Annotated in this window: 6 protein-coding genes; all 6 read right to left on the minus strand. The window is 71.5% G+C overall.

Annotated elements, in window-relative coordinates; translation table 11 throughout:
• Positions 1–43: 43 nt before the first annotated feature.
• Positions 44–2548 (minus strand): transglutaminase domain-containing protein, encoded by a 2505-nt coding sequence (locus ABIC53_RS03675; protein ID WP_354450476.1) that lies wholly within the window; start codon positions 2546–2548, stop codon positions 44–46.
• The gene (locus ABIC53_RS03680) at positions 2545–3900 is read right to left on the minus strand and encodes a DUF58 domain-containing protein (RefSeq protein WP_269266047.1); all 1356 of its coding nucleotides are present in this window, start codon (positions 3898–3900) and stop codon (positions 2545–2547) included. Before ABIC53_RS03680 ends, ABIC53_RS03675 begins: the two co-directional genes overlap by 4 nt.
• On the minus strand, positions 3897–4862 hold the full coding sequence (locus tag ABIC53_RS03685; RefSeq protein ID WP_269266048.1) for an AAA family ATPase: 966 nt from the start codon (positions 4860–4862) through the stop codon (positions 3897–3899). The genes ABIC53_RS03680 and ABIC53_RS03685 overlap by 4 nt, the downstream gene beginning before the upstream one ends.
• Positions 4863–4893: 31 nt before the next feature.
• Positions 4894–10833, minus strand: a complete 5940-nt coding sequence (locus ABIC53_RS03690) for an Ig-like domain-containing protein (protein ID WP_354450479.1) — start codon at positions 10831–10833, stop codon at positions 4894–4896.
• A gap of 1 nt (position 10834) precedes the next feature.
• Positions 10835–11980: a serine/threonine-protein kinase gene (locus ABIC53_RS03695; protein WP_502915509.1), complete on the minus strand. Its 1146-nt coding sequence runs from the start codon at positions 11978–11980 to the stop codon at positions 10835–10837.
• Positions 11981–12092: 112 nt separating this feature from the next.
• Complete coding sequence (locus ABIC53_RS03700; RefSeq protein WP_354450481.1) at positions 12093–13151, minus strand: FHA domain-containing protein; 1059 nt, start codon at positions 13149–13151, stop codon at positions 12093–12095.
• Between the last annotated feature and the right edge of the window lies 1 nt (position 13152).

Genomic DNA, 13152 nt, shown 5'->3' on the forward strand with positions numbered 1-13152 from the left:
CTGCCCTCGAGCGCGGTGCATCCCGCGCGTGCCGCGTGCCACCTTATCGATCCCGTCGGCTGCGCGGCAGTCGTTGCGCACGGCTGATGCGACGTTCCCGTCGCATCAGCGAACGCAGCGACACCCGCGCGCGCAGCCGAGCCCAGAAGCTCAGCCCCTCGTCGAGCCGCGAGCGCTCCGACTCGACGATCCGCCAGAAGCGATCGGCGTCGTCCTCATCGGGCGGTGCGACATCGAACACGGAACGGTCCGCGAGCGACGCCAGCTCGGCTGCTGCGGCCGAACCGCCGTACGCCGTGACGAGCTCGTGCCGCGTCCGTGAGCCGGGGCCGGGGAGACCGTGGTCGACCGCGGAATCGACGAACTCCTGCCAGCCGCCGGTGAATCGCGCGACCGGGTCGGTGCTCGTGCGGCGACCGCGGCGCCGCGCAAGCTTGACCAGCACGATGAGCGCGAACGGTCCGAAGAGCAGCAGCAGGACGAGCAGCGAGACCCCGCCGATGCGAAGCGCCGTCCACAGGGCGGTGAGGTCCTGCGAGGTTGCGGAATCGTCGTTCGGACTCCGCCCGCCGTCGCTCGGATTGGCGTCGGCGGGCTGCACCGTCTCGGCCTGCTCCTGTCGCACGTCGGTCGGGATCTTCGGGTCCTGCCGCTGCTGCGTATCGGGAGAGGGGAACACCGCGTGCTGGGGAGTGACGTCGACGGCAACCCACTCGGGGCCGACGCCGCGTACCTCCAGCCAGGCCGAGACGTCGCCTGCCGCGCAGACCCCCTCGTCACAGGTCGTGAGCGTGTCGTCGGTCGAATCCAGCCGCGCGCCCACGACGATCCGGGCGTCGAAGCCGAGCCGATCGGCGATCATCATCGCCGCCACGGCGAACTGCTCGTCGTCGCCGACCGCGGCGACCAGCGCCGCGTCGTCGTCACCGCCCACCTCGTCCTCGCGCGCGAGGAGATCCGCGAAGAGCTGGTCGATGCGATCGGTGGAGTGCCCGGCCCGGCTCGGCTGGAACGCGTAGTCGCCCAGCTCGGCAGTCCACGCCGGCGGTGCCGCCGGATCGATCGTGAGCGCATGGCTGAGGAAGCCCCGCGCGCGCAGCAGCTCCACGAGCTGTTCGAGGCCGGCGCCTCCGGACCCGCTCGCGTGCTCGTCCACCCACCGCACGAGAGTCTCGGGCACGACATCCTCGCTGAGCGTCGGACCCGATCGTGCCGGCTCGAGCGAGCCGAGAGTCGGCGGATCCTCGCGATACGCGGTGCCCTGTCGGTACTCCGCCCCGGGCGCGAGCCCCGGCGGGGCCAGCTGGACGCCCGCGGCCGTCTCGGCGTTGTAGTAGAAGCCGTCGGCGAGGGTTGCGGCATCCGATCCGTCGAAGTCGACCGAGGTGACGGCGCCGAGCGTCGGCATCCAGACCTCGTTCCATCCCTCGATGACGATGCGCCCCGCACCGGCCGCGGAACCGGGGTCGGCAGGCAGCGCCGACGGGACCCGGGTGAAGGAGGAGCGCGCGTCACCCGGCGCCGCGGCGGGGTCGACGACCCGGGCCGACCGGCCGTCGTAGTACGGCAGCGTGGCCAGGCGCACGCGGTCGACACCCGCCGGCGCGGCCACACGGAACATCGTCTGGTCGAACCGGTCGTCGCCGAACCAGGTGCGGTACTGCCCGAGGGGGCTCAGCTCGGCGGCGATCTCGAGTCGCGGGTCGACCTCGGCTCGCAGAACGTCGCGCGAGGTGCCGGCGAGCGCCCACGGCGCGACGACGGACGCCGCGACCAGCCCGACGGCGACCATTCCCGCCGCGGTCGCGGCGCGGCCGGCGAGCCCTCGGATGGGGCGGTTTCCGCTCCGTACCCCCGTCGCGGCCGTCGCGGCCGCTATCGCGCGTCGGCGATCCGCCGTGGTGCGCCACACGATCGCGACGAGAGCCATCACGAGCGCGGCCATTCCGACCAGCGCCTCCCGGCTCAGCGACACCGGCCCGACGCTCAGGCCCGGCATCGGTGCGGTGGCGCCGAAGGCGATTCCGAAGACGGTCGGGAGGAGTGTCGTGACGACGGCCAGCGGCCACCATCGTCCGCCCCGCCACGCGATCGAGAGGGCGAGCACCGTCGCAGCGAGGAAGACCAGAAAGGCCGGTGCGAGTGTCGCCTGGTAGCTGCCGAGCGGCAGCTCGAGCGTCAGCAGGTCCTTCCATCCGGTGACCGGGGCCGTCACGACTCCCCGCAGTCCCTGAAGGGCCTGAGACACCGAGCCGAGCGAGCCGGGGGCCGCGAGCGGGAGGCCGAGGACGACGTACGTCGCGATCGTCGCGAGCGCGAGCCACCAGCCGTTCAGGCGCCAGCGCAGGCCGGCTGCTGCGAGGGCCGTCCCCGCGAGCATCGCGGCGACGACGACGATGACGAACGCGGCGCTGCGATAGATCGGCCAGGCCGCGAGAGCGCCCACGGAGATCACGAGCAGGAGGACCGCGGCTTGCGCGATGAGGAATCGCCACGCGGTTCGGGGGGTGCGTCGAGCCCGCAGGTCGCGCCGTGCCGGGGCGCTCACGACTGCGCCGCCCGCGACAGCAGCTGACGGAGGTCGTCGAGAAGCCCGATGGAGAGCACCGACATCGCTCCGAGGGTTCGGAAGCCGGGTTCGGCCTCGAGCGCACAGGTCACCGCGATGACGCCCACGTCGGCGGGAAACGCCAGCGCGGCGGACTGCAGCTGCGCGGCGGTGAGGGTCGAGCCGCAGACGAGGAACGCGATCGAGACGTCGGGGTGACTCTCCGCAGCGAGCGACGCGGCATCGCGCAGGGGGCTGACGTGCTCGATGCGGTCGAGCCCGGCGAGGTCGTCGAGCAGCGTGCGAGTCGTGATGGTGGTGAGCTCGCGGATGGTGCGGATGCGCCGGCGTGCGAACTCGGGCACCTCGCCGCCGACGACGACGTCGACATCGCGGCCGTCGCGGATGCCGCGGATGCCGAGTGAGGCGGCGGCGCTGACGGCGAGCTCGAACTCGTCGTCGGAGGCGTACTCGTCGTCACCGACCGCAAGGGCGATGACCATACGACTGCGCCGGGTCTCCTCGTACTGGCGCACCATGAGGGTGCCGGTCTTCGCCGTCGACTTCCAGTGGATCTGGCGCTGCGAGTCACCGGCGACATACGGCCGGATGGCATGGAAGGAGAAGTCCGCGTCGACGACGGTGCGCGACGCGCTGCCCTCGAGATCGCGGATGTAGCCGGTCGTGGTGCTGCGCAGCGTGGTGGTGACGGGGTGGATGTAGAGCGTGTGCACGTCGTCCCACGTCCCCTCCCGCTTGAGGATGCCGAGGGGGTCGCCCCGCACGGTGCGAGCGGGGCCGACCGTGATGATGCCGCGCCGGTGCGTCGGCACCACGACCTGTTCGGTGTGGGTGTGTCCGTGGCGCAGCAGGGGAACGTGCACATCGACGATGCCGTCGCCCACCGGGACGTCGATGCGACCGGGGAGGGCGGGCGCTGTGCCGACGTTGGTCACGACGAGCGTCCCCTCGACCTGCGTTCCGGCGACGACCCGGTCGTGCTCGAGCTGCAGGTCGACCTGGTAGGCGCGTGCGCTGAAGAGGAAGGGCACCGACAGTGCGAGGAGCACGAGGGCGGCCACACCGGCGGCGGCGAGCTCCATGAGACCGAGCGGCAGTCCGACACCGAGCCCGACGACAGCGGTGATGACCATGAGCCACCCGGCCACCGTGACCGTCTCGGAGATCCATCGCGCCGTGGCCGTGGCTGCGCGTCGCAGACGCCGCCACGATTGCACGCCGCGCACCGCGAGCACGGTGGTGCGGCCGGTCGTGCCGAACCGCGTGCGCGCGAAACCCGTGCCCTCCGAGAAGGAGGTGCGGGTGAGGCGGGACTCGGTGTCGAAGCTCACACGGTCTCTCTCTGGCTGGGCGGCACCGTGTCGAGGAGCACCTGCCCGATGACGGCGCCGGCCGTCACGCCGTCGAACTCGGCCTCGGGGTCGAGGATCAGCCGGTGCGCGAGCACCGGCTCGGCGAGGGCCTTCACGTCGTCGGGCGTGACGTAGCTGCGACCGTGGGCGATCGCCCAGGTCTTCGCCGCCTTCGTCAGCGCGATCGCGCCGCGGACGCTCACCCCGAGGCGCACTTCGGTGGCGAGGCGGGTGGCCTCGATCAGACGGGCGATGTAGTCGAGGACGAGCGCGTCGAGGTAGACCCCGCGCGCGATGTCGGCCATGCTCACGACGCCCTGGGGGGTGATGACGGGGGAGACCTCGCGGCGGGTCTCGGCAGCGCCCTCGAGGATGCGCACCGTTGCCGCGTGGTCGGGATACCCGAGCGTCGTCTTCATCAGGAAGCGGTCGAGCTGCGCCTCCGGCAGCCGGTAGGTGCCCGCCTGCTCGACGGGGTTCTGCGTCGCGACGACGAGGAAGGGCACACCCACCCGGCGGCTGACGCCGTCGACGGTGACCTGGCCCTCTTCCATGACCTCCAGCAGCGCGGACTGCGTCTTGGGCGAGGCGCGGTTGATCTCGTCGGCGAGCACGACGTTGGCGAAGATCGGGCCCTGGTGGAACTCGAACTCGCCGCGGCTCTGGTCGTAGACCGTGATGCCGGTGACATCGCCGGGCAGCAGGTCGGGGGTGAACTGGATGCGGCTGCTCGTGCCCTGCACGGTCTGCCCCATGGCGCGGGCGAGCGAGGTCTTGCCGGTGCCGGGGTAGTCCTCCAGCAGCAGGTGCCCCTCGGAGACCATCGCGGTGAACGCGAGCTCGATGACGTGCCGCTTGCCGAGGACGACCTTCTCGACGTTGTCGACGAGCGTCGCGAACGTCTCCTGGAACCAGGCGGTCTGCTCCGGTGTGATGCTCATGGGGTCCTCTCGCTTCGCCGTGCGGCGGGGGTCAGGGGGTCGTGGTGTCGTCGCCGGACTGGCCGGAATCGTCCGGCGGCGGTGCGGCAATCTGCTCGCAGGTCTGGCGCACGGTGATGGGCTCCAGAGGCGATAGCTTGCCGGTCCAGGTCACGGTGTAGTCCACGTGCGTGATCGCGCGGGCGGTGCCGCCGATCTGCGACGTGACGTCGTACGAGAGGCCGGACCACCGGGGGTTCCAGGGGGCCGCCGCCTCGTCGGTGCTCTGGCACGACGGGAGATTCTGGACGCTGACCGAGACGGGCGTGGACGCGCTCCCGGAGGCGGGCGAGATCGCGATCGGGTCGGAGCAGTTGTTGTCGAACCCGAGGAAGCTGTCGCACCACTTTGCCGTCCACTGATCGTCGGGACGGTTGAACTCCGGCGAGAACGAGTCGCGCCGGTTGCCGTTGACGTAGTAGACGAGTCGGGCGTCGTCGAAGGGCTTGGCGCCGGGATCGCTGTGCGTGCCCTGCAGGGCGTAGGTGTAGCCGCTCTGAGCGTTTCCGCTCGCCGTGGACGACACCCGGAACGTCATTCCCGCGGGTGCCTCGACGTTGCCGACGGGACGCGCCGAGATCTCGGCGCCGGTGACGCCGAAGCCCTTCTTGCCGTTGAACGTGTGCTCCGCGCACGCCCACACCGTCTTGCGTTTGAACGCCTGCGCCTCGAACTGCTGGCTCGTCGCCGAACCGGTGGGAACGCACGCGTCGGCCGAGACATCGCTGAACCCGATGAGGGTCTGCGTCCCGTCGCCGTTGGCCGACACCGATGCGGTCACGCGCATCGAGTTCGACGTGTTGGTCTCCGACAGGGTCAGGCTCGGAGCGCCGACGCCGTGGGCGCTCACCGCGCGCGACTGCCCTTCGCTCGAGCCCGCCGCGATCGGCGGCAGATCGAAGGTCGTCAGCGGGGTCGCGGTGAGGGTGGTCGCCGAGTTCGACCCGACGTCGTAGTTGGTGAAGGTCGCGGTGCCGCCGACGACGGGACGCGTGTCCGATCCGGCGCGACCGCCCGTCAGACGGACGCTGCCGGTCGTGGCATCCAGTCCCGTCACGGTGATGGTCGCGCGTCCGCCGTCGCGGCCGTTGGGCACCGGCTCGAACGACGATCCCGCGGGCTGTGCCGGCGGGCGGTAGGCCCAGGCCTGCGCGCGGACGGTCGATCGCGATTCGCCGACCGAACTGTACGCGCGGGCCTCGTAGGTGATCTTCTCGCCGACGGGCGCGGAGATCGGCGAGCACGACCCGGAGGCCGGGCAGGTGGCGACCTCGCGCCCGTCTGCCGTGATGCGGTAGCCCTGGACCGCGGGGTAGGAGCCGCCATCGGAGGTCACACGCAGGCTCACCGAGTCGCCGGTGTACGCGGTCCACTCCATGCGGGCGGGATTCGCCGGAAGGCCCTGCAGGTCGAGGATGACCTGTCCGTTGCGCGCACCGCTGGACTGCCGCCCCTGCGCGTCCTCGACGGTGAAACTCCCCGTGCACTCGGCCGCGCCCGGCGCATCCGAGCTCCATGTCGCGCGCACCGCGGTGTCGCTCGCCCGGGAGAAGGACACCCCGGTGCAGTTGCCGGGGCCGCTGGCTCCGACGAGCCGCAGGGGCGTGCCGGGCAGCGGGTTGACCTCGCCGGCGCCGCCGATCACCTCGATCGTGCACGAAGTCGCGCCGCCGGACTGCGAGCAGGTCTGCACCGCCGACCCGCCCTTGGGGAGCGTCGACGGTGCCGGACCGACGGTCAGGAGGAGGTTCGCCGGTGCGGCGTCGGAGTGACTCGGGAGCGAGATCGCGACGGGTTCCTGGCGACCGGGGCGCGCGGCATCCGCTGCCGTCACCGTCGCCGTGTTTCCGTCGACTGTGACGGTGAACTGGTCTCCGCCGTACGAACCGGCGTAGCGGACCGACTCCCAGTCGGCGCGGCCGGCCCACTGGACCATCTGCGCGAGGTCGTAGGTCTGCGTCGATCCGGGACTCACGGTGAGCGACGCGCTCCGCAGAGTCGGCTGCGGGATCTCGGCCTCGACGGTCACGCGGAGCGTCAGGAACGTCGGGACGTCTTGCGTGCTCAGCCGCGCGGGCACGATGCAGCTGTCAGTCCACGGTGCACCGGCGCCCGCGGCGTAACGGATCGTGGTGCCCGATACGACGCTGCAGACGGCTTCGCCGCGCGCGCCGCCCGTGCGGATGCCGTCGTCGATGACCAGGGTCGCGCCGCGGGGCACGCGCACCGCGTCGGCGAGGTCGACCTCGACGCTTTCCTTCTCGCGCACCTGCAGGGGCGGGAAGCCTTCACGCAGCGCGAGCCGGACGTCGGCCTCACCGGGCACACGGAGGAATCCGTAGGACGTGACCTCGGTGCCGTCGAAGGCGGTTCCGGTGACCTCGAAGGGGATGAGGCGTGATCGCTCGGGCAGCTCACCCGAGATCTTCCAGCCGTCGACGTCGAGATCCGCCGGTTCGCCCCAGAGCGAGAGACGCAAGCCCGAGACGTCGCCGGTGTTCCACGACACCTGTCCGTCGAGGACATCGACGCCCTGCGGGAAGTCCTCACGGTTCTCGAGCGTCAGCACGGTGTCGCGCACGACGGGATAGTCGGGAACCGGCTCGCGCACCGTCTTGACGACGATCAGTCCGATGGCGGTGTCGCCGCGCTCGTTCCTCACGGTGTAGGTGTACGAGAAGGTGCCGAGCACGTCGCCGGCCCGCAGCGTCACGGCGCCGTTCTCGACGGTTCCGATCAGGCTCTGCAGGGTCTCGTACTCGCTCGAGCCTTCCTGAGCGTTGGGGGCGACGCCGATCAGCTCGAGGTCGCTCCCCGCGGGATCGATGTCGTTGTCGGTGGGCCGCACGACCGCCGTGCTCTCGGCGCCGACCTGCACCTGCAGGTAGTCGCTGTAGGTGACCGGGCTCGGGTCGGTCTGCGTGTCGATGACACCGACGCGGACATCCGCGGTGCCGGTCGCGCCACTGGGGTCCCGGACGGCGTACGGGAACCTGACCTGACCGCTGAAGCCGTCCGGGCTCGTGTAGATGATGGCCGAGCCGTCTGCGGAGATCGTCGCCGACCCCTGCTCGGGCTGCGCGACGATCCGATCGAGCACGACGGGGTCGCCGTCGGGGTCGACCGCGTAGCCGTCGAGGGGGATGCTGACCGATTGCCCGCTGAGGACACGGCCGACGAGCGTGCGCGGGAGCGGAGCCTGATTCGACTCGTCGCCCACGACCGTGACCGTCACGCGGGCCGTATCGGTGACCTCGGGGAAGCCCAGCCGGAAGACCGTGTAGGTCAGCGCGTACGTCCCGGCCTGCTCGGGCGCGAGATAGCGCAGCAGACGGCTGGTGGCGAAGGCGAGTCCGCCGCCGGTCTCGTTCACGATCGACGACGGGTCGATCGCGATGAGCGCGCCCGACGGGGCGGTGTCGTTCGCGAGCACGGGGATGTCGATCTGCGTGCCCGCTCGCACCGTCACAGCATCGTCGACCGCGATGGGAGGCTCGGCGCTGGCCGAGGGCAGCAGGACCACGGTGAGCTCGCCCTGGGCTGTCGCGGCTGCACTGCCGGTCCCGTCCGAGACGGTGTACCGCACGACGCCGAGGCGCCCCGGCTCTCCCGAGTCGGTCGTCCCGCTGACCCGCAGCAGGCTCTGCCCGACCAGGTCGACGCCCAACGATGCGAAGGGATCGCTCTCGGGGCGGATGTCGCTGAGCAGCAGCACCGAACCGGCGGGGTTCGACACCGCCGCGGCGACGTCGATGGTCGCGTCCTCGTTCGGCCGCACGAACGCCGTGAGAGGCGGGGTCGTGATGCCCGCGGATTCGGGCGCGAGCATCGTGACGCGCACCATCGCGGTGGCCTCTGTCAGCGAATCCCGCACGTTGTACTGCACGAGATATGAACCGGGGGCCGAGGCGGTCACGACCATGCTGAGGGCGGCGGGGTTCGCCGCCGCCGTCGTCTGCGCCTCGTTGAGCGGCACGACGCCGGTGAGGGAGACCGGCCCGGCGGCGCCGGTGACGTACGGCGCCACGGACACATCCAGGGGCTCACCGACGACTCCCGTAACGGCGAACGACTCAGCCGTGAGCTCGGGCGTCGGGGTCACGGTGATCGTGAGCGGCTGCGTCACCGTCGCTCCGCGCGCGTCGGAGACCGTGACCGTGATGGACACGGCCAATCCCTCCGTCGTGTTGGGATCGGGATGCTGGTAAGTGAGCGTCCCCTCGGGCGACGTCGTCACGGTTCCCACGCCGGTGTCGTTGGTCGCGCCGGCGAGGAAGACCGGATCGCCCTCCGGATCGACCCAGCCCTCGAGCAGCTCCGCTGAGACGGTTCCGCCGGGAGCCACCGTGAGCGATGGCCACGTCGCGAGGCATCCCTCGACGCCGCACCACACCGGCGGGCTGTTCTGATCGTCGGGGACGACCGTGAGGGTGACGGTGGCGACCTCGGAGAGCAGGCCGTCGGCGGCAGTGCCGTCGGTCACGCGGTAGCGGAGCGTCGCCGTGCCGGAGGCCTCGGGGGAGACCGCGACCGTCAGCTGCTGCTGCGCGCCCGTGATGGACGCCGTGCCGAATGCCGGATCGAGGTTCTCGAGCGAGGCCGGGTCGATGCTCAGCACGTCCTCGTTCGGGTCGTGGTCGTTGAGCAGGACGGGCAGGAGCGTCACCGAGCCGGCGCGGACGCCGAACGCGTCGTCGACGGCCACCGGCGGCTTGGGGTCGACCACGCGCTCCGAGGTGGCATCATCCTGCTGCTCGACCTCGACTTGGCGATCGAGGTCCCACTGCTGCGACGATGCGATGAGGGCCCCGTCCGGGACGTTCCACACCCAGCCGGAGCGGCGATCGTTGAGTGCGAGCCTGGTGCCGTTTCCGACGAATGCCGGGTCGACGTTGTCGCCGATGTCAGCGCCCCGGTAATCCAGGTCGGTCACGGCGCCGGGATCGGCGCTCGACCAGAGCGAGCCGGCGGATTCACCGTCGCCGAGCCACGCGGCGTACACCGTCGTGTCGAGCACGGCCGGCTTGGCCGGGGTGCCGGCGCCGGGGCGGTCGAGCACCCGCGATGCGGTGCCGCCGGAGATATCGACGGCTACGACGCCCTCGGCGTCGGCGACGTAAGCCCGGTCTCCCTCGGGAGCGGCATCCTGCAGCCGCGCGCCGGTGGCGAGGTCGGTCGTGATGGGCTCGTCGCGGCCGCGCAGCCAGACGTCGCCGGTCGCTTCGTCGAGGAGCACCCAGCGGGTTCCGACGACACTGAGCTGCGCCGTCTCGAGCTCCGCCGGTCCGGTGTCTTCGCCGAGGATGCTGCCCGTGCGCGAGTCGGCGCGGACCACACGACCCTCGGCGGCCGAATAGGCGTACACCACGCCTGCCGCGTCGACGGCGACGGCGGTGGCGACGAAGCGGGGCCGCTCCTCGCCGTCGGGCACCTCGGCGTCGGCGTACGGATCGATCGGGATGCCTTCGCCGCCGCCGGACAGGCTCGACCCGAACACGGCGCCGGCGTCCGTCCGGTACGCGATCGCGTCGCCGGTCACGGCGATGTCGGCGGTTCCCGGAGGCGTCGGGGTGAAGGCGTCCTCCGCGTCGTCCGTGAGGTCGGCGGGACGGCCCATGTCGACATCGGAGAACTGGGAGGCGCCGTCGCTGTAGACGAACAGACGGTCTGTCGTCTGCGCGACCGCACTGCCGTTGTCGACCTGCTTCACGGTGTCGATCTCGCCGAGCTCGAGGTTGACACGGGCGTATCCGCTGCCGGCGCCGTTCTGCAGCGCCCACACGGTCGGGTCGTCGGGCGGCGTCTGCTGCGCGTCGTATCCGGGCCACACGACCGCCAGGGTCGCCGTGACCGCGAGGACCGCCGTCACCGCGCCCGCGGCGATCCAGGTGGTCCGGCGCACGCGGGGTCGCGTGCTCTCGCGCCGTGCCATCTCAGAACCCTCCGCCGACGATGAGGAGCGTCGTCGCCGCTCCGGCTCCGGCCACCAGCAGAGCGCCGCCGGCGATCAGCGCGACCCGCGCGGCGGTGCCGAGACGGCGGGTCGGCTCGGCCCCGGCGAGGATCGTTCCCTCATCGGGGCGACGGTCGACGGCCTTCGCTGCCCGCGCCGGGCGACGCGACTCGTATGCCACCGACGGACGGACGGGTCCGCGCGCACGGTCATCGGCGAAGTCGACGCTGGCGCCAGCCGCGGCCCACTCGTCGACGGCGACCTCCATCGGAGTGTGCGGGAGTCCGAGTTCGTGCTGGACGAGCTGCAGGTCGTGGGCGAGGTCGGCTGCCGTGGCGTGCCGCGCACCCGGATCGCGACTCATCGCGCGTGCGAGGACCTGTTCCAGGCGCTCGGGCACGTCGCCGCGGCCGATCGGCGTGTACGACGCTTTCCGGATGCGCGACTTCAGCTGCTCGCGGCTGTTCTGGCCGCTGCCGGCACGCTCGAACGGGCTGCGGCCGGCGAGGAGTGAGTACAGCGTCGCCCCGAGCCCCCAGACCTCGGCCGTCACCGAGCCCGAGATGCGCTCGTCGATGATCTCGGGAGCACTCCAGGGCACCGACATCGCGAACACCTCGTCGCCGTCGGAACGGCCCGAGATGGCGGCGGCGATTCCGAAATCCGACAGCACCGGAGTGCCGAAGGTCGTGATGAGGATGTTGGACGGCTTGATGTCGCGGTGGAGCAGTCCGGAACGGTGCGCGGTCTCGAGCGCCGAGCCGATCTTCACGCCGAGCTGCAGCACCTCCGCGACCGGGATCACCTCGCGACGGTAGCGATTGGTGAGGGAGGTGGGGCAGTACTCCATCACGATGTAGGGCCGACCATCGGAGGAGATCGAGGCCTCGTAGATGGTCAGGATCGAGGGATGCGAGCTCAGACGCGCCATCACGTCGGCTTCGGCATTGAACATGCGGAGCAGGTTCTCGTCGACGATGTCCTCGAGGAGCACCTTCACGGCGACAGGACGGCGCGGGAGGTTCTGCTCGAAGAGGAAGACATCGGCGAACCCACCGGTTCCGAGGGGGCGGACGTAGGTGAATCCCGCAAGACCGGGCGGCGCGGAGGGCAGTCTCGACGCCACAGTCATGCACCCCCTGTCAACGGGGGCGCGATGTCATCGTCCCCCGGAATCCGAATCCGGTGAGATTTTTCTAACACACCGAGGTCGGGCCGGGAAATCGCTTGTCGTCGCCTCACGAGAGCGACTCGAAAGTCGCGCGGATCCCGTCGCCGAGATCGAGCACGGCCCCGGGGGAGACGCGCGAGGCAGCGCCGCTCCGCAGCAGGCCGGCTTCGCCCGAAGCCTCGCGCACGATGGTGCCGTTGGTTGAGCCGAGGTCGCGCACGACGAGCGCGCCATCGTCGAGCCGGACCTCCACGTGAGTTCCCGACACCTCCTTGCGGGGCGAGGGCACGGCAACGATCCGGGCGCTGGGATGCTGCGCCGCACGGGGCGCCCTCCCCAGCACGATGGGGCGGTCGAGCGGGTAGTCGCCGCCGGGCTCGAGACGCAGGACGTACCGGTGGGATGCGGGTGCGTCGGCTACGGGGGCGGGGGCGCGACGGGACCCGAGGACCGTGCTGTCGTCGACCTCCGCCTCCCGAGGCGATTCCGGTTCCGATACCAGTTCCGGTTCGGGCTCGGGCTCGGGTTCGGGCTGCGGGCGCCGTCGCGGCCCGAAGGGCGGGGTCAGCGCGCGTCGGTCGACGGCGACGGTCTCGAGCGGGTCGGCGTCTTCGAGCGCGGCAACGGGGGCCGAGGAGGATGCGGCGGAAGCCGGGATCGCCGCGACGGCGGCGCGTGCGGTCGCGCCCCATTCGAGGGCGTCGGTGCGGACGACGCCCCGACCGATCGGGAGCAGTGAGCGACCGGGCTCGGTGCCGAGCCCGAGCGAGATGCCGGCCACGTGCTGAGCCGATCCCTCGACCCAGGTCCCGACGCCGGTTCCGGCATAGCTGCTGCGCTGCGGACCGTGCAGGTCGATCGTGGCCGCGCCGCGGACGGCGACCGAGACCGCGCTCGATCCGGCGTCGACGACCTCGACGAGGGCGAAATCGGGCAGGGCTCCGATGCCGACGGCCGCGATCGCCGAGAGCACGTCCTCGAACGCGGCATCCCTTCCCGTCATCGCCTCCCACACCGCAGCGGCGAGCGCCTCGCCGGCACCCGGACCGAGCAGCAGGGCGAAGTGATCGGTGACCATCGCGAACCCCGCGCCGCGGGTGTCGTCGGGCGTCGGGTAGCGGAACACG

The organism is Microbacterium sp. 1262 (assembly GCF_040544895.1).
In the GTDB taxonomy this organism is placed as follows: Bacteria; Actinomycetota; Actinomycetes; order Actinomycetales; family Microbacteriaceae; genus Microbacterium; species Microbacterium plantarum.

What these genes read in the sequence shown, in the direction of transcription:
- ABIC53_RS03685 (WP_269266048.1), bottom strand. Translation starts at nt 4,862, where the DNA reads ATGAGCATCACACCGGAGCAGACCGCCTGGTTCCAGGAGACGTTCGCG.
- ABIC53_RS03690 (WP_354450479.1), bottom strand. Translation starts at nt 10,833, where the DNA reads ATGGCACGGCGCGAGAGCACGCGACCCCGCGTGCGCCGGACCACCTGG.